A 22,794-nucleotide genomic window follows, 5' to 3' on the forward strand; every position below is an offset into this window, starting at 1 on the left:
TGGCTGATTCTTAATAGGACTGACGAATCCATGTCTAGAAAGGTAAATGCATCCACGCGCACAGATCAGGGAGCGGTAGTCGTATGTACTGGTTTTCATCGGAGTGCGACTTCGCTTACTGCGCAGTTGATGCATGCTGGCGGCATGAACATGGGGCGTCGACTGGTTTCTCCTCATTTGTCAAACCCAGATGGACACTTTGAAGACATCGATGTCGTAGCCATTAATGACAATTTACTCGCCAAAGTGGGTAGCGATTGGCGGTTCCATGATGAAACTACGCTGCCCCGTCCTGAGACGTCTTTACGTGCGATACAAGGTTATGTAGATAGGCGAGATGGTACCCACGGTCAGACAGGATGGGGGGTTAAAGATCCACGTATTTCGCTTTTCCTTGCGGCATGGAATTGCGTGCTCGGCCCTCGAGGCCGCTTTCTCCTGGTAGTACGTCATTGGGCTGGCTCGATTCAGTCGTTGTTGAATCGACACAGTAGGGTTCTCGTTGAACAGGGTATTTCTGCCGGCCAAGATTCACGTGATGAGCATTTGTCATTTTGGCTTAGACCTGGATTGGCTGCTCGGATGTGGGTCGCCTATAGTCGCCGCATTTTGGAGTTTGCAAAGCAGAACGAAGATCGCGTTCTGATATTGCCTCAGCCTGTGCTGGTTAACGGCTTTGACCTTATTGAATGGATGAATCTCAATTGGAGAGTGGGGTTAAAGCAGTCCACTGGAGTGGTGAAGCCGAATCTGCTAACAGACAAGCTCGAAACAGTAATTTCAGATCTAGTGACTCCCACTCTACGGAGTCAAATGGGTGATATTTGGGCGCAGTTACTGGAGATGGGATGTCAGAAGCTCAATCTAAAATCAGACTCGACATTCTTGTTGCCAAATTGGATAGACAGCAAGCCTGACCCCTTGCTTCAGTCCACCATAGAAAAAATTTCGCGTTTGGCTGTGGGGTCTTCTGCTTCCTCGAGTGCGGAGCCCGAAGAGGACTATACGCACATAGGTGAGACTCGGAAAGTCGAGAGCGTCCGGATTCTATTGCGGAGAAACGCTACTTTAACGCCGAATCTCTTGGGTGAATTGTTTTCCTGGCTGGAGACCCATGCACCTGAAGACCCTATGTTATGGCAGGAGTACGGAGTAAGGGCCCTGAAGGAGGGCTCACTAGAACAGGCGGAACAGGCTTTTATGCGGTCTGCATCCACCGGACGTGCTCCAGCATCCCTTTGGTTATATTTCGGTCAGCTATACGAGCGAACGCAAAATTTCTCGAAAGCTGAATATCATTATCGTGAGTCAATACGCCGAAACAAGAAGAATACTTTTTTTGTAATTACTTTGGCTAAGCTATTGGTTGAGTTAGCTCGCATCGATGAGGCACTCTCCCTGTTGGACGAACATATTGTGGTTTCTGGTCATCCCGCCCTAGTAATTCTATGGATGCAGTTGATGACAGAGCTGAACCACTATGACCAAGCACGCCACCGTATTGCAACGCTGCGGACCCGATTTCCGGAGCACGACGATGAGTGGCGTAGACTTTTGGCACTATTGGAATTACCTCTTGATGCCTTGACTGCAAGAAAGTCGCTTAATGAAGTCATTCGTAGACGGACGAAAGCAGAAGACTTGCCAAGAATTTTGATGCAAGTATTAACGCATGTTGATTCCAATATTGCATTCCAGGACTTGGCTGCACGATTTCTGAGTCACTGGCGCGGAATCTTCTCATCTGAAGACTTGGTGACCGCACTTTCACGTTAGTTAAGGGGTGGTCAAGGATGAGGTGAGAACTGGGATCGATAAAAGTTTTTTTGAATCCACTCTAGCGTTTGATGTCTTTTGTTTGTCTAACTAATGTGTGATTTTTTACTGGCAGGGGTTCCCCTGGCGGCTCCAGTTTTGGATTCCAAGTTATAAATTTCTCTGGATTACTAGAAATATATATCAAGCAACAGATTTGCCTATTTGGTATGTCTGGTTTATACGGGAAAAATATGCGGCTGATTCTCCATATCGGTACTGAAAAAACTGGTACTACTACCTTTCAGAAATTTTGCCACGCCAATCGTGCTCTGCTACGTCGCCAAGGTGTTCTTTATCCGCAGTTCGACGGAGGGGGAGTAAATCATCGTTTTTTAGCGATGTGCGCACTTCCCATTAAGGGTGCGGACAAAGGGATACGACGCCTGGGATTTAAATCGCAGAAAGAAATGAACTGCTTTTATGATGCGGTTGAATCACAGCTTATAGAGCAGGTGGCAGAGGCTTCTGATTGCCATACGTGCATTATATCGAGTGAGCACTTTCATTCTCGACTGAAAACCGTAGAGCAGGTGTACAAAATCAAGGAGATATTGAGCCCCTTGTATGAAACCATAGATGTATATGTACATCTCCGTCCACAAGTGGATGTCGTAGTATCGCTCGCCTCCACCCAAGCCCGCGTCGGGGATCCCGTACGGCAAGCCTTTTTTGATGGTGTGATGGCCGATAAACCCTACTATAACTACGATATGTTGGTCTCGTTGTGGGAAACGGTATTTGGGAAAGCTAGCGTAAGGTGCATTCCGTTTAAATCCTCTCCTGACTTCATTGGTGCTCTGGGCAAGTACGTCCAATGGGACCTTGAAGGCATGCCCGTGCCAAAACGCGCAAATGAAGCAATGGACGTGCGGGTTATGGCTATGGTGAATGCCCTTGTAGATAGCGGCTCCAGTCAACGAATCGACATCGGCGTGTTAAACCGATTGCCCACGCAGCAAAAGCTGACATTGGATATTGCGACGGCGCGTGCTATCCAGAAAAGGTTCGAAGAGAGCAACGCATCCTTGATCTCAAGGAGAAGCGATCTTCTAGACGGCGAATTGGAGCCGGACTGGTCCCGTTATCCGGAGAAGGGTAATTTGCATATATTGGAACAAGAATGTTGTTTCGCTGAGCCATTTGCTAGGCTGGTTGGATACTACAATTCGGAAATAAACCGGCTGAGGCAGATGGCTTTAACCGGTGCTGCAGAATCTCCTCGATAAAAGTTACTTATATTAGCTTCCTTTCTTGCTGACCGTTCATTCTATCGCTGGATCGGAGAGGGATAGAACTAGCAAGTCGATTACGTCGATGAGATGTGCGTACTGCAGATGGTGATGCAACTTCAAGGAATGATCGCTTGCCGTTCAATAAGGTAATTCTTATGACCCCAGTGAATGCGGAACGCCCTGTTCGCCCAGCGTGGTTGGAAGAAGTCCATCAGTGCCTGCAGGCAGGCCAGCCACTCCACGCTAAGAAGCTACTAGAAAGTAGCTTGAGTGTATTCGGTTCCACGGATGCTCGGGTCCACATCTGGTATGTCCGAGTACTGCGTCGTCTGAAGAATTGGGAGTTGGCCGATAAGCACATCCAGGAAGCTATTCGCCTATTTTCCAGCGATGTCTCACTCCAAATTGAAGCTGCGCTGATAGCCGCTGACCAGCAGAAGGGAGAGCTCGCAGTAGAGCGTCTACTTCAGATAAAGGAGAGGTTCCCACAGTCGAAAGCCGTATACGAGCGCCTAATAAGAGTCCTTGTAAAAGAGCGTAGATTCTCTGACGCCGAAGATCTGTTACGCCAAATGCAAATACAGTTTGGTGATGGCGACCTATATTCCGAGCTGGCCGAATTAATAAAAATAGAAGAGGCGGTTTTAGTTCAAGTTTATATAAAGATTATCGGTGAGCCTGACAGTCGATTCTTTCTGCATGACAAGAAGGTACAGAAGCGAGTTGTAGAACTGGAAAAGCTATCCTTCCAGATTTATTCTTCCGAGCTTTTCCCTGCCGAATCCTTTGTTGTGCGACGTAGGGGTGGCAAAATTTCGAGCGTTGACTGTTCCATTGAAAGGGACAGGGAGAATGGCTACGTCTACAAATTTATATTAAATAATGTGCAGGACTCGGATTCGATAGGCGTGCGTCAAGGGGATGCCATCAAGTGGCTGTGCATGCTGGCAATTAGCCGCGTGCAGCAAATTATTGAGGGAAGAGACGGGTGGCTTTTTTTGGCAAATGATAGCAACAGTAGTGTTGATCAATTTCTAGGTAGACTACTGCTTGATAAGGAAAAGCTGGCCTGTTGGGATGATTATTTTGCCACGCTCTCATCTCTCTCCTCGGATATTCCCTACATATTTCTCCTCGCTCCGTCAAAAGAAAGTGTTAAGCCCGAGTTCTATCCCCACCAACGCGGGTCAATGACCATCCGGGAGCAGATATTTTCATTAAAATCATTTGGCCAGATTAGAAGCTGCTTCCCATTGGATGCCCTTCGTGAAGATGGGGCATACTATAAGACCGATACTCACTGGAGTGACTTTGGCGCATATATTGCGGCTCAAAAATGCTTAAAAGAACTGGGGCTGGGCGAGTTTAGCAAGGTGGAACTTTGCTTCGAAAAAGTCAAAGCGACGGGAGACCTTGGCGAGAAGGCGCGTCCAAAAAGGCAGAGTGAAATGCTCGCGTTGAGCAAGGATTTAAAGGAACCCGTAGAGCGAGTATTCTATAATTTTGTCTCTAATTCCGGAAGCCTATCGGTATTTGAGAACAATAATTCTAGTACCGATAAAAAGCTTGTCCTGTTTGGTGATTCCTTTTCGGGAAATTTGAATTATATTTTTGGACAGATTTTTAGGCGTATGGTAAGGGTTTACAGCCCGGCGTCGCCAATTCTGGAGATTGTTGAGTGGGAGCGGCCGGATGTCGTCATTGTCCAAACGAACGAACGATTCCTCACAATGCCGCCCCTGGTAATAAACACGATGGAGGAGTCTTCCATTGCTCGGAAGCTTGTTAGTCTCAGTCCGAGTGAGCGGGAATATGTTCGTCTAGCTTTAGGTAACAAGACAGGAGAGAGTGAATTCCGTTATCGTGACGCTATGATGAAGTATTTGGAATGATTTCTAATTTTATGTTGCGGTTGATTCCAAGTGGTCATGCGCCGAAGTAATACAGCTAACATATTTACTGTGTCACACTATGAACCTGACCTGCTCGATGCGTTGTAAGGGCGTAGCGGTATCAGGAGTAAATAGGTAAGGTCATGTCAGGGCTATGCGTGACTTTGACTGGTAGCCGCATGGTGGGATTGATGAGGTATATCGGCGTACAAGAATTTTAGCTGTCAGGTTCGTCCGTACGGATAGAGGGTGGTATTAGCTAGTACGTATGACGTGTAGTTGTGATTAACGCATATTTTTAGGATGGTAATTATGGAATCTACGAATACGACCAGGGCTCCCGCGGCTCAAGTTATCAGCCCTTCGATCATGATTGAGCGGCTTCGACAGGAAAACCCAGCACTGCTTGGGAAAATGAACGATAGGCGAATTATCAGTATAGTCCGTCAAGCTTTGGAACAGCTTGCTGGAGAGATCGAGGGCGTCTCGGAAGGTGCGGTTAGGGTCCCCGGGCTGGGAAGCTTTACTGCGCGGCAAGTGAAGTCTAAGGCTAATGACGCGCCGATAAGGCGTGTCGTTTTTCAACCCGCTAAGCAGAAGGCTGTGTAGCTCACGGGTACTATTAGCCGGGTTTTGCTCATGCTACCTTTTAGTGATACGGCTGTCTTATAAGCTACCAACTACAAACACCGGCGCAAGCCGGTGTTTGGCTATTATGTATGGCTATTGGCGCGTACTATCAAATGGGCTGAAGGCATATGGTAATCCCCCCGCAAAAGCGTTGAGGTCAGAAGTAGAATTTTCTCGTTGAGGAGTTCTACAGCATGAAGAAGTCACGATTCACGGACAGCCAGATCATCGAAGCCATCAAACGGGTGGAAGCCGGCCTTGCGGTACCCGAACTGTGCCGGGAGCTGGGCATCAGCTCGGCGACGTTCTACAAGTGGCGATCGAAGTACGGTGGCATGGACGTGTCGCTGATGGCACGGATGAAGGAGCTGGAAGCCGAGAACGCGCGCCTGCGCAAGATGTACGTCGAGGAGAAGCTCAAGGCCGAGATCGTGACGGAGGCGCTCGAAAAAAAGTGGTGAGGCCATCTCGCCGCCGCGAGATGGCCCGACGTGCCGTGCAAGATCACGGCGTATCAATCCGGATGGCTTGCGAGGCGTTCAGCATTAGCCAGACCTGCTATCGGTACATCGCCAAGACCGACGCCGAGAACGAGGAGATCGCAAACTGGCTGCTTCGCCTGACGGACAACCACCGCAATTGGGGCTTTGGGTTGTGCTTTCTGTACCTGCGTAATGTCCGCGGCTTGCGGTGGAACCACAAGCGCGTGTACCGGATCTACCGCGAGCTCGAGTTGAACTTGCGGATCAAACCGCGCAAACGGCTGGTTCGGCAGGCGCCCGAGCCGTTGACGGTACCTACCCAGGTCAACCAGGTGTGGTCGATGGACTTCATGCACGACCAACTTGCCGACGGACGTAGCATCCGAGTGCTGAACGTGATCGACGACTTTAACCGCGAGGCGCTGGGCATCGAGGTCGACTTCTCGTTGCCTTCAGAGCGTGTGATTCGCACGCTCAAGCAGATCATTGGCTGGCGAGGAAAACCCTCGGCGATTCGTTGCGACAACGGTCCGGAGTACCTGAGTGCGGCCATTGTGCAGTGGGCAGGCACATGGGGCATCAAGCTCGAATATATTCAACCGGGCCGACCCCAGCAGAACGCCTACGTCGAGCGATTCAACCGGACCGTTCGCTACGAATGGCTGTCCCAATATCATTGGGACGATCTGGATCACGTTCAGCGTGTCGCCACGCAGTGGATGTGGTCCTACAATCACGAGCGCCCGAACATGGCACTGGGCGGATTTACCCCGAAACAGCGGCTCGCCATGGCCGCATAGCGTTCCTACTTCTGGCAAACGCTAAAAATGGGGGGATTACCATATGAATAGAGTTAGTTGTTGGAATAGAGAGAGTCGTCAGCGTTGCGAGATAGGAGTGGCTACAGAAATCTGGCAATCGCACTAAGTGATAGAGCGCTTAGCTTTGTGCGGATGTAAAAATGCGCATCGTAGATAGCATTGCCGCCTTACGTTCTGAACCAGTACCTGCCGATCCATCTAGCGACGATAGCATAGCGGAGGTCCTCGGATATTATGGCCCAGGAGACGGTGGGGGAGGGCGTTTTTTTTGGGAGAGCAACTACAGTGCCACCGATAACGGGGGCACTGTCATAGCTCCCCCGGGAATAACGACCGGGCGTTGGCTTCGTATAGTTGCGGATAGTTCGATTAATATCCGCTGGTGTATTGGTAATCCCCCCGCAAAAGCGTTGAGGTCAGAAGTAGAATTTTCTCGTTGAGGAGTTCTACAGCATGAAGAAGTCACGATTCACGGACAGCCAGATCATCGAAGCCATCAAACGGGTGGAAGCCGGCCTTGCGGTACCCGAACTGTGCCGGGAGCTGGGCATCAGCTCGGCGACGTTCTACAAGTGGCGATCGAAGTACGGTGGCATGGACGTGTCGCTGATGGCACGGATGAAGGAGCTGGAAGCCGAGAACGCGCGCCTGCGCAAGATGTACGTCGAGGAGAAGCTCAAGGCCGAGATCGTGACGGAGGCGCTCGAAAAAAAGTGGTGAGGCCATCTCGCCGCCGCGAGATGGCCCGACGTGCCGTGCAAGATCACGGCGTATCAATCCGGATGGCTTGCGAGGCGTTCAGCATTAGCCAGACCTGCTATCGGTACATCGCCAAGACCGACGCCGAGAACGAGGAGATCGCAAACTGGCTGCTTCGCCTGACGGACAACCACCGCAATTGGGGCTTTGGGTTGTGCTTTCTGTACCTGCGTAATGTCCGCGGCTTGCGGTGGAACCACAAGCGCGTGTACCGGATCTACCGCGAGCTCGAGTTGAACTTGCGGATCAAACCGCGCAAACGGCTGGTTCGGCAGGCGCCCGAGCCGTTGACGGTACCTACCCAGGTCAACCAGGTGTGGTCGATGGACTTCATGCACGACCAACTTGCCGACGGACGTAGCATCCGAGTGCTGAACGTGATCGACGACTTTAACCGCGAGGCGCTGGGCATCGAGGTCGACTTCTCGTTGCCTTCAGAGCGTGTGATTCGCACGCTCAAGCAGATCATTGGCTGGCGAGGAAAACCCTCGGCGATTCGTTGCGACAACGGTCCGGAGTACCTGAGTGCGGCCATTGTGCAGTGGGCAGGCACATGGGGCATCAAGCTCGAATATATTCAACCGGGCCGACCCCAGCAGAACGCCTACGTCGAGCGATTCAACCGGACCGTTCGCTACGAATGGCTGTCCCAATATCATTGGGACGATCTGGATCACGTTCAGCGTGTCGCCACGCAGTGGATGTGGTCCTACAATCACGAGCGCCCGAACATGGCACTGGGCGGATTTACCCCGAAACAGCGGCTCGCCATGGCCGCATAGCGTTCCTACTTCTGGCAAACGCTAAAAATGGGGGGATTACCCACCGAACCAGCGGCACAACTTGGCGATCGAGACGGTGATACCGTCGGCTTGCAGTCCCTGGCGGATCGTCTCGATCACTTCTCGTCCTCGCCCAGCAGGGACTGCAATTTTTTTCTGGCGCGCAGCTCCAGCATCGCCTCGCCATAGGCCTCTTGCAGGTCCTTGAGCTGGCGTTCGTACTGTTCGCGCACGTCCTGCGGATTCGCGCGCAGGGCGTTCTCCATGCCCCGCTTGCCGTCATCGATCCACTGTTCGACCTCCGACGGTGATAGGTCGTACTGACGGCTTGCCTCAGCCACGGTGGTCTTGCCCTGAATGATGTCCAGCACCAGCGCACTCTTGCGCTTGGCCGTCCAGCGTTTGATGTCTTCTTCCATCTTCGTGCTCAACGTCGTTTCCTCGATTATGACGTGAGCAGGATTTCACTGGGTCAATACAGGCCCGGTTGAATATATTCGAGCTTGATGCCCCATGTGCCTGCCCACTGCACAATGGCCGCACTCAGGTACTCCGGACCGTTGTCGCAACGAATCGCCGAGGGTTTTCCTCGCCAGCCAATGATCTGCTTGAGCGTGCGAATCACACGCTCTGAAGGCAACGAGAAGTCGACCTCGATGCCCAGCGCCTCGCGGTTAAAGTCGTCGATCACGTTCAGCACTCGGATGCTACGTCCGTCGGCAAGTTGGTCGTGCATGAAGTCCATCGACCACACCTGGTTGACCTGGGACGGTACCGTCAACGACTCGGGCGCCTGCCGAACCAGCCGTTTGCGCGGTTTGATCCGCAAGTTCAATTCGAGCTCGCGGTAGATCCGGTACACACGCTTGTGGTTCCACCGGAAGCCGCGGACATTACGCAGGTACAGAAAGCACAACCCAAAGCCCCAGTTGCGGTGGTTGTCCGTCAGGCGAAGCAGCCAGTTTGCGATCTCCTCGTTCTCGGCGTCGATCTTGGCGACGTACCGATAGCAGGTCTGGCTAATGCTGAACGCCTCGCAAGCCATCCGGATCGATACGCCGTGATCTTCCACGGCACGTCGGGCCATCTCGCGGCGGCGAGATGGCCTCACCACTTTTTTTCGAGCGCCTCCGTCACGATCTCGGCCTTGAGCTTCTCCTCGACGTACATCTTGCGCAGGCGCGCGTTCTCGGCTTCCAGCTCCTTCATCCGCGCCATCAGCGACACGTCCATGCCGCCGTACTTCGATCGCCACTTGTAGAACGTCGCCGAGCTGATGCCCAGCTCCCGGCACAGTTCGGGTACCGCAAGGCCAGCTTCCACCCGTTTGATGGCTTCGATGATCTGGCTGTCCGTGAATCGTGACTTCTTCATGCTGTAGAACTCCTCAACGAGAAAATTCTACTTCTGACCTCAACGCTTTTGCGGGAGGATTACCGCGGAATCTCCGGACAGAAATGTGGTTTGGGCCAGTTTCCTCCAATAAAGCCGAACAAGCCGATTTATTATGATTCTGATATTTCTAGTTCGTCTTTTGGTGAGGTCCAAGAAACCTTGTATTACAGTAGTACCATGCCTTCGTCTGGTTTTTACATTCGAGGCCATGTTGTATATCAAGTCAATGAATCAGCGTCTACCCCGATGTTGTGGCAGCGTGCCACATTGGGATGGAATCATGTGCTCGGAGTAGATTGGGTGGCGATTCCATAGCCTGGATGCGAATACATGAGAATCTTGCGGTCTGACTAAGGTGAATGGTCTAGCGCGCCGCCATAGGCGATAATCGACATTCGCCTTATGGGTGGTCATGCAGAGTCCGTTGCCTAGGTCCGGTTAACTGGCTGGCGACGCTTCGCAGTTCGACCGTTGAATATGCGGGAGGAGATTTCAGTTCTAATTTTGCAAGCCATTCATGAAGACGGGATATAAAGAGTTCCCTGGCGCGATCATAGAGGAGCCAGTCATAGTGAATTAGTGGATCCAACGCGGACCGCGTTGCCGGATTTGATATGTCAAGTCCAAAGTTCTGGGAATGGGTGTTTTCCATGGGCGCTCTATTAGTACGTAAGGGCTTGCCAAGCTGATCGGCAAGCATGCACATGGCTTCGTCTAATCGTTCTGTTATTCCGACGTACGATATTCTCGCCATGTTGTTAAGCGCTGTTCGTAGCGCCGCAGGATTTGGTGATGCTGAGCCAGATATGTATTGGGTCTGGGTATTGTGAAATAGGAATGCTTTCTGTGCATTCAACCATGTAACCAAGCTCATCAGATGGTCTGGATCGGCTAAATTTCGAAGCGCCAGTTGCTCTACGATTCGTCGTATTTGGGGAGGTTGACGATTTAACCGCGTTTCTTCGTCAGGCTCTGCTAGCCGACGAACCCAGGCGATGTGCGAGGCTAACTGGGCGTCGGGTCTCCGAAAAAAAGCAACGGTTTTCCACCCGGCACTGAGCCGATTCTTTTGCGCAGGCCAGAGTATATGGCCGCTAAGAAAGTCGTATTCTTCGATTGCTAAGGTACGCGCGCGCCACCCGGGATGGCTTTCTAGATGTACCAAGCTTTTCTTTTTTCCGAACCATTCCGTCATTAAGGTATTGACGGAACTTCCGGCTGTTTTTGGTATATGTATGAAGAATAGCTTGCTCAATTAGAAACCTATATGGCGCGTGGATCTGTGGCTTTGCTGTGTGAGGCGGGCGATAACACGCATCTTTCATCTAGCACTTGCCCTGTCTCGATTGCCGAGCACCTGACTATATCTCCGGACTTGAGCGGACGAGGAAGCCGTATATCGAACCCTACGCATGCATTACGTGGGACATGCAGATTGCCTAATGACGGGCGGTGAGCGGTTGCAAACACCGTCCGACTCAGGGATTGACCATTTACTTCAACACTAACTCGAACCGGGATGCTTGATCCTGGAGAGAAAGCGAAGCCAGAGATACTATGAGCTGTCATGCTATGAATGGCGCCATGAGTATATCGATACCCCTCTTCTATCGCCTTTCCGCGGGCTTTTAGGAGAGCCTGGGCCCGGTGCCATAGTTCGTATTCCGGCTTCAATATCTCTTCGATTTCGACTTGAAGCGACTCGGGCACTGCATATGTTGCAGTATCGGCCAAGGCAGGATTCCGGTTGTCATAGCGCACAGGTATTTCGAGCTCGTACTGGCGCGCCAATAGCGCGATGCTGGCCTCGTATTGCTCGGTAACGCCGACGAATCCCAGGGCTTCCAGAGGGACGCCTTTCAGCATGTGTGAGGCAAACCGATGCCGCGCTATGGGCTTTCTGATGAAGACTTCTAGAGGCTCCTGGTAGCCGTAGTGCCGGACGTGGTGTTCGTAGTGCGAAAGCAGCTGATTGACCGGGTTGCGTATGAAGGTGAACGTTTGCGTGACGTACATCATGGGCATGTACTGCAACGCGTTCACATGCCCTGCCAGCAGCTTGCATTGCTTGCGAGCCAGCAGCCGTTCGAGCCGGAACAGGTCGGCGGTGGGATACCCGACTTTCTTGACGTCCGGATCGGTGACCGGGCTTTCGGGCCCATAGTCGTAGCAGATGTGTTCTTTCCCCAGCGCATCTTCCAGCGCCAGCCGCAGGCTGGTGCCGGCGGTCTTGGGGATGTGCACGAAGAACAGGGAATTCGCTAGAGGCATGTTGATATTGTTCTGGCCGCGTGAATGCAGTGGCGTGAACAGAAGCCAGGTTCGCTGTGTGCGCTGCGGCCTATTGTGACGAAAATGGGATTATCACGGGTATCAGGCACATAAAGTGTCTGATACCCGCAACTGACTAGCAAGAGAGTGCAACGCCGCGTCAGCAGATCCCGCGGGACTTGAGCATGGCAACGATCTCGTCCGCGGCTTCTTCCGGCGAGAGCTTGGCGGTATCCACCACGAACTCCGGGTTCTCCGGCACTTCATAAGGCGAATCGATGCCCGTGAAGTTCTTCAGCTTGCCGGCGCGCGCCTTCTTGTACAGGCCCTTGGTGTCGCGGCTTTCGGCCACGGCCAGCGGGGTGTTGACGTAGATCTCCAGGAACTCGCCTTCTTCCACCAGGCCGCGGGCCAGCTCGCGCTCGGAGCGGAACGGCGAGATGAAGGAGGTGATCACGATCAGGCCGGCATCCACCATCAGCTTGCTCACCTCGGCCACGCGGCGGATGTTCTCCACGCGGTCCACGTCGGTGAAGCCCAGGTCTTTGTTCAGGCCGTGCCGCACGTTGTCGCCGTCCAGCAGGTAGGTGTGGCGGCCCTCGGCGTGCAGCTTGCGCTCGACCAGGTTGGCGATGGTGGATTTGCCGGCGCCCGAGAGGCCGGTGAACCACAGCAGGCAGGCTTTCTGCTGCTTGAGTTCGCTGCGTGCGGCCTTGTTCACGTCCACGTGCTGCATGTGGATGTTCTGGCTGCGGCGCAGGGCGAAGTGCAGCAGGCCGGCGCCCACGGTGTTGTTGGTGTGCCGGTCGATCAGGATGAAGCCGCCGGTGTCCGGGTTTTCTTCATACGGGTCGAAGGCAATGGGGCGATCCAGGCTGAGGTTGCACACGCCGATCTCGTTGAGCTCCAGCGTGCGGGTGGCCACGTGCTCGAGCGTGTTGACGTTGACCTTGTGCTTGATGCTGGTAACGCTGGCCGATACCGTGCGGCTGCCGATCTTCATCCAGTAGGGGCGACCGGGCAGCAGGGGCTCGTCGTGCATCCAGATCAGCGTGGTTTCGAACTGGTCTGCCACCGCGGCCGGGGTGTCCTTGCCGGAGATCACGTCGCCGCGCGAGATGTCGATCTCGTCCTTGAGCGTGAGGGTGATGGATTGCCCCGCCACGGCCATGGGCAGGTCGCCGCCGTAGGCCACGATGCGCGCCACGGTGCTTTCCTTGCCGGAGGGCTGCACGCGGATGGGGTCGCCCGGCTTGATGGTGCCGCTGGCGATGACGCCGGCGAAGCCGCGGAAGTCCAGGTTGGGGCGGTTCACCCATTGCACCGGCATGCGGAACGGCTGGCTCTGCATGCGGCTTTCGTTGATTTCGGTGGTTTCCAGGTAGCCCATCAGCGTGGTGCCGTGGTACCAGGGCATGTTGTTGCTGGGCGCGATGATGTTGTCGCCCTTGAAGGCGGACATCGGGATGAACGTGACGTTCTTCAGCCCGATGCGCTCGGCGAAGGCGGAGTAGTCGGCCACGATCTTGTCGTAGGTGGCCTGGGAGTAATCCACCAGGTCCATCTTGTTGATGGCCACCACGATGTGCTGGATGCCGATCAGCGACACCAGGTAGGAGTGGCGGCGCGTCTGCGTCAGCACGCCCTTGCGCGCGTCCACCATCAGCACGGCCGCGTCGGCGGTGGAGGCGCCGGTGATCATGTTGCGGGTGTACTGTTCGTGGCCCGGGGTGTCGGCCACGATGAACTTGCGCTTGTCGGTGGAGAAGAAGCGATAGGCCACGTCGATGGTGATGCCTTGCTCGCGCTCGGCGGCCAGGCCGTCGACCAGCAGGGCGAAGTCGATGGAATCGCCCTGGGTGCCCCATTTCTTGGAGTCGGCTTCCACGGCGGCGAGCTGGTCTTCGAACAGCATCTTCGATTCGAACAGCAGCCGGCCGATCAGGGTGCTCTTGCCGTCGTCCACGCTGCCGCAGGTGATGAAGCGCAGGAGGCTCTTCTTCTCGTGCGACTGCAGGTATTGGGCGATGTCGGTGGCGATGAGGTCGGAAACGTGTGCCATCAGAAGTACCCCTCTTGCTTTTTCTTTTCCATGGAAGCGGCGGAGTCATGGTCGATGACCCGGCCTTGGCGTTCGGACGTGCGGGTGAGCAGCATTTCCTGGATGATGGCCGGCAGGGTGTCGGCCTCGGACTCCACCGCGCCGGTAAGCGGATAGCAGCCCAGGGTGCGGAAGCGCACTTTCTTCATCATGGGCACTTCGCCCGGCTTGAGCGGCATGCGGTCGTCGTCCACCATGATCAGCGTGCCGTCGCGCTCCACCACGGGGCGCAGCGCCGAGTAGTACAGCGGCACGATGGGAATGTTCTCCAGGTAGATGTATTGCCAGATGTCCAGCTCGGTCCAGTTCGACAGCGGGAAGACGCGGATCGACTCGCCTTTCTGCTTGCGGGCGTTGTAGAGCCGCCAGAGTTCGGGCCGCTGGTTCTTCGGATCCCACTGGTGCTGGGCGGTGCGGAACGAGAACACGCGCTCCTTGGCGCGCGATTTTTCTTCGTCGCGCCGGGCGCCGCCGAAGGCGGCATCGAAGCCGTACTTGTTCAGCGCCTGCTTCAGGCCTTCGGTTTTCATCACGTCGGTGTGGATGGCCGAACCGTGCGTGAAGGGGTTGATGTCTTTCGCCACGCCTTCGGGGTTGATGTGCACCAGCAGCTTCATCCCCAGTTCCTTGGCCATCCTGTCGCGGAACGCGTACATGTCGCGGAACTTCCAGCGCGTATCCACGTGCAGCAGGGGGAAGGGCGGCACGGCGGGATAGAACGCCTTCATCGCCAGGTGCAGCATGACCGCGCTGTCTTTGCCGATGGAGTACAGCATGACGGGATTTTCGGCTTCGGCGACGACCTCCCGCATGATGTGGATGCTTTCGGCTTCCAGCCGCTGTAGATGGGTAAGGAGCATGTCAGGCCTCTTGTTGGAGTCCGGGTGGGCAATCTCGGTTGACGGGGCGTCTCGCCGGAAGGGCAAGGCGGCGGGAGGCGTTTCGGCGGGCAGGCATGCCGGCTCGATCCGGTCGGATCGCTCGGCCAGCCACGCGCCGAGCACGCCCGGGCGGAACAGGAAAGGGTTGGCGAACACCAGGTGCAGCTTGCCTGGCAGGGTGAGGCACAGCCCGTGGACGAATGCCTGCCAGTCGTCGGCGGTGGGTTGCCGCGGCATGGCCAGCCAATACATGTGGCCGCGCGGGGTGTGGGCATACAGCAGGTGGTGGCCGCTGTTGGCCACCGGGCTTTCGCCCAGCCACAGGATCTGCCCGCCGCTGCGCCGGGTGCGCGCCTGCAGCTTGCGGTAGTCGTCGGCCAGCCATTGCGCCAGCGCCGCGCTGCCCGACTCGCGGGCCAGGTCCAGCAGGGAACGCGCGTGGATGCCCCAGCGATGGAGCAGCCGGGAGATGTTGCGCGCCGCGATGTCGGCGCCATGGCGGGCCTGCAGCCAGGCCGCCACGGCGCCCAGGTGCCAGACGTGGTCGTTGGGCACGCCTTCGGCATCCGGCGTGCGCGACAGTAGCGTGGTGCGCAGGGCGGCTTCGGCATCGGGCTGCAGGTTCTCCTGTCCGCGGGCCGGGCGGCCGCGCCGGCCGGTGTCCACGGCGTCCCAGCCGCCCTGCATGTAGGCCTTGTAGGCCGCGATGATGGTCGGCACGCTCAGGCCCGTGGCGCGGCTGGTGTCCGCCAGGGTGGCGCCGTCCAGCCGCATGCGCACCGCTTCGCGGCGATGCTGGTTGAGGACGGGGATGGAGCGTGCGGGAGTAGCCAAGGCAGAAGGATCAGGGAAGTTGCGGCTTAGTGTAGGGGAAAGCCGTCAGCTTTTCTTCTATTAAACATTTTTCAATTTGCACAAATCGTAAAAGTATTGGCTATAAGCTCAACGCCGATTTATATGTAGCGCAGCCTGGCGTACGGTTCGCGCCGCTTTTTTATGTCCGTTTTTATGTCCTTATAGGGAGCTGCCCTCGATGTCTTCGTCCAACCTCATGGAATTGCTCGACCACCTGGTCCCCGTCGTGCGGGCTGCCGGCGACGTGGTGATGCAGGTATACGACACGGACTTCGAGGCCCGGAACAAGGCGGACGATTCCCCGGTTACCGAGGCGGACCAGCGCGCCGAGGCGCTGATCGTGCCGGCGCTGCGCGAACTGCTGCCCGAGGTGCCGGTGGTGGCGGAAGAGGCGGTGGCCGCCGGCGACATGCCCGAAGTGGCCGACAGGTTCTGGCTGGTGGACCCGCTGGACGGCACCAAGGAATTCATCAGCCGCAATGGCGAATTCACGGTGAACGTGGCGCTGGTGGAGGAGGGCGTGCCCGTGCTGGGCCTGGTGCTGGCGCCCGCCCTGGGTCGGCTCTACCTGGGCGCGGCGGGCGCGGGCGCCTACGTGGAGGATGCCCAGGGCCGCCGGCCCCTGGCCTGCCGCCAGCCTCCGGCGGAAGGCATCACGGTGGTGGCCAGCCGCTCCCATGGCGATGCGGATGCCCTGGCGGCCTTCCTGGACGGCCGCAAGGTGGCCGGCGTGTGCAATGCCGGTTCGTCGCTGAAGTTCTGCCTGGTGGCCGGCGGCGAGGCGGACCTCTATCCGCGCCTGGGCCGCACCATGGAATGGGACATCGCCGCGGGGCACGCCGTGCTGGCGGCGGCCGGCGGCACCGTGCGCACCGTGGACGGCGCGCCGATGCGTTACGGCAAGCCCGGTTTCGAGAATCCGCATTTCGTGGCGGCGGGCCCCGGCCTGTAAATCCCGCTCACAAAAGAGGGGCTGCGGCCCCATCCGGTTCGATCTGTATTGCCGAGGAAAACATGACGGCTTGGCTGGTGCTGGCTTCCGTGGGCGTGTTGCTGGGTTTGCTGGTGCATGGGCGTATTCCGCCCGCGATTCTGTTCACGGTGTGGGGCGCGGCCTATTTCATGGCGGGCCTGCTCGACGAAAAGGCCTATCTGGCCGGCTTCACCAATTCCGCCCTGGCAACGCTGGTGGTGCTGTTGCTGGTGTCGCTGGCGCTGGAGCGCTCGCCCATCCTGCCCAGGCTATCGCGCATGCTGGTGAACAAGGGCTCGACATCGGGCGCCGTGCTGCGGCTGGCGGCGGTGTCTTCCGTGGCGTCGGCGTTCGTGAACAACACTGCCGTGGTCGGCGCGTTCCTGGGCATGATCACCAAGCAGCGCCACGTGCCCGCGTCGAAGCTGCTGATTCCCCTGTCGTATGCCTCCATCGTGGGCGGCGTGACCACGCTGGTGGGCACCAGCACCAACCTGGTGGTGAATTCGTTTGCGGTGAACGCCGGATTGCCGGCCCTCACCATGTTCCAGTTCAGCTACGTGGGCATCCCGCTGGCGCTGGTCTGCCTGGCGGTGATCCTGTTCTCGGCGCGCCTGCTGCCGGCGCACGAGGCCGACAGCCGCGACAGTGTGCAGGCCTACTTCCTGGAGGCGCAGGTGCTGCCCGATTCGCCGCTGGCCGGCCGCAGCATCGAGCAGAACGGGCTGCGCAACCTCGATGGCCTGTTCCTGGTGGAGATCGTGCGGGCGGGGCGGCTGATCTCGCCCGTGACGCCCGACATGGCGGTGGAGGCGGGCGACCTGCTGATCTTTTCGGGCGAGGTGGAGAAACTGCAGGTCATCCAGCAGTTCGAAGGGCTGCATGTGTTCGGCGCGCAGGCCTCGTCGCTGCTGGCGTCCAACCTGGTGGAGGTGGTGATCTCGAACGAGTCGGAGCTGGCCAACCGCACGCTGCGCGAGGTGGACTTCCGCACCATGTTCGATGCCGGCGTGGTGGCCATCCGGCGCGGCGAGCGCCGCCTGACGGGCCAGCTGGGGCGCATTCCGCTGCGCGTGGGCGACAGCCTGCTGCTGGCCGTGGGGCAGGACTTCCGCCAGCACCGCAACCTGGACCGCAACTTCCACATCCTCAATGGCGACGGCTGGCAGCCGCGGCTGGGGCGCAAGCAGAACTGGCTGGCCGTGGGTGGCTTCGCGCTGGTCGTGCTGCTGGCTACGCTGGAGGTGCTGCCGCTGCTGCCGGGCATGATGCTGCTGCTGGCCGCATTGCTGCTGGCGCGCGCCCTGACGCTGGGCGAGCTGCGGCGGCGCTTCCCGTTCGGCCTGGTCATGATCATCGGTTCGGCGCTGGCCATGGCCACCGTGCTGGAAAGCTCGGGCGCCGCGGAACTGATCGCCAGCGGCATGCGCTTCCTGTTCCAGGATCATGGCGTGCTCGGGGCCTTCGTGGGGATCTACCTGATGACGCTGGTGCTGACCGAACTGGTGACCAACAACGCGGCCGCCGCGCTGGCGTTTCCCATCGGGTTGTCCACGGCGCAGGCTTTCGGGGTGGACCCGACGCCTTTCGTGATGGCCGTGGCCTACGGCGCCAGCGCGGGCTTCCTGATGCCGTTCGGCTACCAGACCCACTTGATGGTCTATTCGCCGGGCCGCTACGGGATAGGCGACTTCCTCAAGGCGGGCCTGCCAGTGAGCCTGGCCTACTCGGCATGCGTGTTGATGCTGGTGCCGGTGTTCTTTCCGTTTTGATGTGTGAGGGGTGGGGTGGTGTCAGATACCGCCTCGCTGCCCGAAACTCTGGGGCGCCAGGCCGGCAGTACCGGCGACAAACGTCTCCAGGCTCTCTAGGCTGGTGAGCCGGTCATCTTGCAGGGTCAACATCATCCCTTGATGATCGATGTCCCGCCCAACTCCGCTTTAGACTCATCTCATGTTGGAATCAGACCGCCCGCTCCAGACTCATGTCATATTGGGCAAGGCTCTCTACAAGAAGCGGGTAGCTCGCCCCGCCGGCGGCAAGAGCGGCGGCTACCGCACGCTGCTGTCAGCCAGGATAGGCAGCCGCTATGTGTTCCTGCATGGGTTCTCCAAGAGCGATAAGGCGAACGTCACGCAGGACGAGAAGAAGGCACTGCAATTCGCCGGCAAGGTGTTCATGGAGCTGTCCGCAGAAGCCCTGTCGATGGCGTTGCAGTCCGGTGTGTTATTGGAGGTGCATTGTGAGCAAGATCATTGAATCCCTGCGGGGCGACCTGGCTGCGCTTCATGAAGCGGGAGCGATCAGCAAGGTGACGATGCGCGAGTTCGACGCGATTTGCCCGCCTCCAGTGCGGGAATTCAGCGCCGCCGACATCAAACGACTGCGCGAAGGGCTGAAATTCAGTCAGCCGGTGTTCGCGCTTCACCTGCACACCACCGCTTCGACCGTGCGAAAGTGGGAGCAAGGCGAGACCCATCCCACGGGACCTGCACTCAAGTTGCTCAATGTCATTGCCGACAAGGGATTGCAGGCCATCATCTGATGCCTGACAGTGGGAACAGGCGGTGGCGACGCGGATTCCCCTCTTCAGCTCACAGCATCTTGAAGCCGCTTGCCGCGTACTCACCGATACCGAGGGCAGGCCGAGTGCGCCCGAGCGGGACTGCTCAAGGCTCCGCTTCGCGGATGGCGCTGCTCCAGATTCGCAATCCGCTCATTCCGTACGCCCCGGCTTTCTACCGCGATGCCCCTATGTGGCTCCTGGCTCCTGGTTCCTGGTCCACAAAACCGGTACCCCCGCAAAGCGGCCAGAAGTAGAGCTCACCCGGTGTCCTGTATCAGTTTTTTAGCCCTCAGCAATTTTCAAGAGGGCCTGACACAGGTTTTTTGTGCACATGTCGTGCCTTTTTATTGTTTGCGGGCATAACGATAAGGTGTTGTTCTAGCCATTAACTATTAAATAATATTTATTTGCACCAGCTTGTAAAAGTATTGGACCTGATCTCCCTGGAAACTTAACTTATGCCGCACGGTTTGCTGCAACGCGCAGACCGTACCGGACAACTTGGGAGAGATCACATGACGGCGCGTATCGTTATCGTTGGTGCGGGGTATTGCGGCACCACCACCGCCATCCGGCTGGCGAGTTCGGACCTGGCGGGGCTGGATCTGTCTATTACCCTGATCGACGAGCCTCGCCGGTTCGCGCGGGGCGTGGCCTATCAGGCCAATGACGAAGGGTGGCTGCTCAATGCCCGGGCCCCGCAGCTCAGTGCGGTGGACGGCAGGCCCGACGAGTTCGCGGCATTCTGCCAGGCACTGGGCTGCCACCAGGCCGAAAGCGGTTTCGCGCCGCGCAGCCTGTATGGCGCCTATCTGGAAAGCCTGTTCGAGCGCACCGTGGCGGCCTCGCGGCATCGCCTGCGCCGCCGCGAGGGCAAGGTGGTGGCGCTGGAGCGCCTGCCGGAGGGCGGCGTGCAGGTGCGCCTGGCCAGCGGCACGACGATTGCGGCCGATCACGTGGTGCTTGCCACGGGGCCGGTGTCGGCCGAGCCCCTGGGCAATCCGGACCTCCAGGCACTGGGCACGCATTATCTGCACGACCCCTGGGCGGTGCAGAGCCTGCACGATGCCCGGCCCGGCAGCACGTTCTTCGTGCTGGGCACGGGCCTCACGGCGCTGGACGTGGTGGTGTCGCTGCAGCGGCACGTGCCCGGGGCGCGCTTCCGCATGGTGTCCCGGCGCGGCCTGCTGCCTCGGCCGCACGCGCCCGCCGTGCCTGCCGACGACGCATTGCGCGAGGCGCTGCGGGCCTGCGTCTGCGACAGCGTCGGCGCCAGCCTGCGCTCCATACGGCGGCTGGCCCGGGAGCACATGGGGCAGGGCGGCGACTGGCGTTCCATGATGGATGTGCTGCGCGCCCTGGCGCCCGAGGTCTGGACTTCCTGGTCTGCGCGCGAGCAGGCGCGTTTCGTGGAGCATGTGGCGCCCTACTGGGATGCGCACCGCCATCGCTGTCCGCCCCAGACCGCGGAATTGCTGGAGAACCTGCAGATGGCCTGGCGCCTGGAGGTGCACGCTGCCCGCCTGGAGCAGGTGCGGCGCGAAGCCGGTCGCCTGCGCATCGACATCCGCCATCGCCACAGCGGCCAGCGCGAATCGGTGCAGGCGGATTATCTGGTCAACTGCACCGGCGCCACCGGCGCCGTGTACCGCGACCGCCTGTACGCCCAGATGATGGAGGCCGGACTGGCATCGTGCGACGCCATGGGCCTGCGGGTGGACGCGGCCTACCGCCTGGTGGGGCCGGACGGCGCCAGCGTGCCCTGCGTGTCGTACGTGGGCCCGCTGCTCAAGGCCAGGTACTGGGAGGCCACCGCCATCCCCGAACTGCGCCAGCACATCGGCAAGCTGGTGGCGGGCGTGCTGGCCAGCCTGGAAGTGCCGCAGGCGAGCGTGGCGTAAGGCGCAGTCGCTATAAGGGGACGGAGACGGTGTCAGACACCTTTGTGCCCGACCCCCGGCGCGCCAGGCCGCTGCTTCACACCGACTTGCTGGCCTTGACCAGGCACTCGATGGTGCGGGCGATCTGTTCCTCGGTGTGCTGGCACGAGACGAAGAATCGCAGGCGGGCGGATTTCTCGGGCACGGCGGGATACAGGATGGGCTGCACGTTGATGCCCTGGCTGAACAGCGCCTCCGACAGCCGGGCGGCGCGCAGCGAGCTGCCGGTGATGGCAGGCACCACGGCCAGGCCGGCGCTGGTGCCGGTGTCGATGCCGGCCGCCTGGGCCTGTTCCAGGAAATAGCGGCCGCGGGCCTGCAGCACGGCCACGCGCTCGGGCAGCTGGTCCATGCGGCGCAGCGAGGCCAGGGCGGCGGCGGCCACGGGCGGGGGCATGCCCACGCTGTAGAGGAAGCCGGGCGCCAGGAATTTCAGGTGCTCCACCAGGGCCGTTTCGCCGGCGATGTAGCCGCCGCAGCCGGCCAGCGTCTTGCTCAGCGTGCCCATCCAGATGTCGACGTCATTGCCGGAGAGGCCGAAGTGCTCGCGGATGCCGTGGCCGCGCGCGCCCATGACGCCCAGCGAGTGCGCTTCGTCGATCATCAGGAAGGCGCGGTGGCGCCGCTTGATCTCCACGAAGCGGGGCAGGTCGGGGTAGTCGCCGTCCATGCTGTAGATGCCTTCCAGCACCACCAGCACGCGCTCGAACTGGTGGCGCTGGGTGGCCAGCAACTGGTCCAGCGCGTCGGCATCGTTGTGCGGGAAGTGCAGGCGCCTGGCGCCCGAGAGCTGGATGCCCTGCAGCACGCTGTTGTGGATGAGTTCGTCGTGCACCACGAGGTCGCGCGGGCCGAACAGGTAGCCGATGGTGGTGACGTTGGCGGCATGGCCGCTGACGAAGGTGACGGCGTCGTCCACGCCGCACAGGTCCGCCAGGGCGCGTTCCAGTTCGCGGTGTATGGGCCGCTCGCCCGAGACCAGGCGGCTGGCCGACACCGAGGTGCCGTAGCGGTCTATGGCGTCCTTGGCGGCCTGGGCCACGTACGGATCGCCCGACATGCCCAGGTAGTTGTAGCTGGCGTAGTTGACGTAGGTCTTGCCGCCGATGCGGGTTTCGGCGCCGGCGGTGCCGTCGTGGAGCTTGAAGAACGGGCTCTTCACGCCCAGGCGGGCCGCGCCGTCGTTCATGATGCGCAGCTGGCGATAGCCGGGATGCTGGTCGAACCGCGTGAATTCATCCGGCACGGCGCCGCGCGGGGCGGTGGCGTCGGGCGGTGCGGTGCGGGACGGCTCCTGGCCGGCCTGGCGCAGCTTGCGCTCCAGCGCCTGCTGGATGAGCTTGTCCTTCAGGCCTGCCGTGAGGCCGGGCAGGCCCTTCTTGGGTTGCGTCACAAA

17 protein-coding genes and 2 pseudogenes are annotated in these 22,794 nt (G+C 58.5%); 11 read left to right on the forward strand and 8 right to left on the reverse strand.

The annotated features are described in order from the left end of the window. Positions 1 to 30: 30 nt before the first annotated feature. The 6 genes from ACYBYQ_RS09400 (at position 31) to ACYBYQ_RS09420 (ending at position 8,416) form a co-directional block, all read left to right on the forward strand. A complete protein-coding gene (locus ACYBYQ_RS09400) occupies positions 31 to 1,776 on the forward strand; it encodes a hypothetical protein (RefSeq protein WP_459618483.1) in 1,746 nt (581 codons plus the stop codon). Positions 1,777 to 2,009: 233 nt separating this feature from the next. Further along, positions 2,010 to 3,044 carry a hypothetical protein gene (locus tag ACYBYQ_RS09405; protein WP_459618484.1) on the forward strand — a complete coding sequence of 345 codons (1,035 nt, stop codon included), beginning with the start codon at positions 2,010 to 2,012 and terminating at the stop codon, positions 3,042 to 3,044. A 161-nt stretch (positions 3,045 to 3,205) separates the two neighbouring features. Further along, entirely contained in the window at positions 3,206 to 4,942 is a 1,737-nt protein-coding gene (locus ACYBYQ_RS09410; protein ID WP_459618485.1) for an alginate O-acetyltransferase AlgX-related protein, read from the forward strand. Positions 4,943 to 5,766: 824 nt separating this feature from the next. After that, positions 5,767 to 6,854 (forward strand): IS3 family transposase gene (locus ACYBYQ_RS09415; protein ID WP_459615945.1). Its coding sequence is split into 2 segments (ribosomal slippage): positions 5,767 to 6,019 and positions 6,019 to 6,854, totalling 1,089 coding nucleotides; the frame shifts between segments, so codons are not numbered across the junction. Between the two features lie 161 nt (positions 6,855 to 7,015). Next, positions 7,016 to 7,315 carry a putative phage tail protein gene (locus tag ACYBYQ_RS20885; RefSeq protein WP_510677850.1) on the forward strand — a complete coding sequence of 100 codons (300 nt, stop codon included), beginning with the start codon at positions 7,016 to 7,018 and terminating at the stop codon, positions 7,313 to 7,315. A gap of 13 nt (positions 7,316 to 7,328) precedes the next feature. Further along, a protein-coding gene (locus ACYBYQ_RS09420; protein WP_459615945.1) for an IS3 family transposase occupies positions 7,329 to 8,416 on the forward strand; the annotation gives its coding sequence in 2 pieces (ribosomal slippage) (positions 7,329 to 7,581 and positions 7,581 to 8,416; 1,089 coding nt in all). Positions 8,417 to 8,532: 116 nt separating this feature from the next. On the opposite strand, the gene ACYBYQ_RS09425 is transcribed toward ACYBYQ_RS09420, so the two are convergent. The 7 genes and pseudogenes from ACYBYQ_RS09425 to ACYBYQ_RS09455 all read right to left on the reverse strand — a co-directional run. After that, the gene (locus ACYBYQ_RS09425; RefSeq protein WP_126624673.1) at positions 8,533 to 8,847 is read right to left on the reverse strand and encodes a DUF1153 domain-containing protein; all 315 of its coding nucleotides are present in this window, start codon (positions 8,845 to 8,847) and stop codon (positions 8,533 to 8,535) included. Between the two features lie 50 nt (positions 8,848 to 8,897). Further along, positions 8,898 to 9,790: pseudogene (locus ACYBYQ_RS09430) on the reverse strand (IS3 family transposase); the annotation flags it as partial. Between the two features lie 421 nt (positions 9,791 to 10,211). Further along, entirely contained in the window at positions 10,212 to 11,066 is an 855-nt protein-coding gene (locus ACYBYQ_RS09435; RefSeq protein WP_459618486.1) for a hypothetical protein, read from the reverse strand. Between the two features lie 8 nt (positions 11,067 to 11,074). After that, on the reverse strand, positions 11,075 to 12,082 hold the full coding sequence (locus ACYBYQ_RS09440; protein WP_459618487.1) for a hypothetical protein: 1,008 nt from the start codon (positions 12,080 to 12,082) through the stop codon (positions 11,075 to 11,077). Between the two features lie 160 nt (positions 12,083 to 12,242). Continuing rightward, positions 12,243 to 14,144 carry a sulfate adenylyltransferase subunit CysN gene (cysN, locus tag ACYBYQ_RS09445; protein ID WP_459618488.1) on the reverse strand — a complete coding sequence of 634 codons (1,902 nt, stop codon included), beginning with the start codon at positions 14,142 to 14,144 and terminating at the stop codon, positions 12,243 to 12,245. Then, a complete protein-coding gene (gene cysD / locus ACYBYQ_RS09450; protein WP_459618741.1) occupies positions 14,144 to 15,043 on the reverse strand; it encodes a sulfate adenylyltransferase subunit CysD in 900 nt (299 codons plus the stop codon). Before cysD ends, cysN begins: the two co-directional genes overlap by 1 nt. 462 nt (positions 15,044 to 15,505) lie before the next feature. After that, positions 15,506 to 15,838 (reverse strand): annotated as a pseudogene (locus tag ACYBYQ_RS09455) (winged helix-turn-helix domain-containing protein); the annotation flags it as partial. 259 nt (positions 15,839 to 16,097) lie between these two features. Between ACYBYQ_RS09455 and cysQ the strand changes: the two are divergent. From cysQ to ACYBYQ_RS09480, 5 genes are all read left to right on the forward strand, one after another. Beyond that, the gene (gene cysQ, locus ACYBYQ_RS09460; protein ID WP_459618489.1) at positions 16,098 to 16,871 is read left to right on the forward strand and encodes a 3'(2'),5'-bisphosphate nucleotidase CysQ; all 774 of its coding nucleotides are present in this window, start codon (positions 16,098 to 16,100) and stop codon (positions 16,869 to 16,871) included. Positions 16,872 to 16,933: 62 nt separating this feature from the next. Beyond that, positions 16,934 to 18,664, forward strand: a complete 1,731-nt coding sequence (locus tag ACYBYQ_RS09465; RefSeq protein WP_459618490.1) for an SLC13 family permease — start codon at positions 16,934 to 16,936, stop codon at positions 18,662 to 18,664. A 181-nt stretch (positions 18,665 to 18,845) separates the two neighbouring features. Further along, positions 18,846 to 19,151, forward strand: coding sequence for a type II toxin-antitoxin system RelE/ParE family toxin (locus ACYBYQ_RS09470; protein WP_459618491.1), 306 nt, complete (start codon positions 18,846 to 18,848; stop codon positions 19,149 to 19,151). After that, on the forward strand, positions 19,135 to 19,437 hold the full coding sequence (locus ACYBYQ_RS09475) for a helix-turn-helix domain-containing protein (protein WP_459618492.1): 303 nt from the start codon (positions 19,135 to 19,137) through the stop codon (positions 19,435 to 19,437). Before ACYBYQ_RS09470 ends, ACYBYQ_RS09475 begins: the two co-directional genes overlap by 17 nt. A gap of 536 nt (positions 19,438 to 19,973) precedes the next feature. Beyond that, entirely contained in the window at positions 19,974 to 21,359 is a 1,386-nt protein-coding gene (locus ACYBYQ_RS09480) for an FAD/NAD(P)-binding protein (RefSeq protein WP_459618493.1), read from the forward strand. Positions 21,360 to 21,435: 76 nt separating this feature from the next. Here the strand turns inward: ACYBYQ_RS09480 and ACYBYQ_RS09485 are convergent, their stop codons facing one another. Further along, positions 21,436 to 22,791: an aminotransferase class I/II-fold pyridoxal phosphate-dependent enzyme gene (locus ACYBYQ_RS09485; protein WP_459618494.1), complete on the reverse strand. Its 1,356-nt coding sequence runs from the start codon at positions 22,789 to 22,791 to the stop codon at positions 21,436 to 21,438. Positions 22,792 to 22,794 lie beyond the last annotated feature (3 nt).

It is taken from the genome of Bordetella sp. 2513F2, from assembly GCF_054642735.1.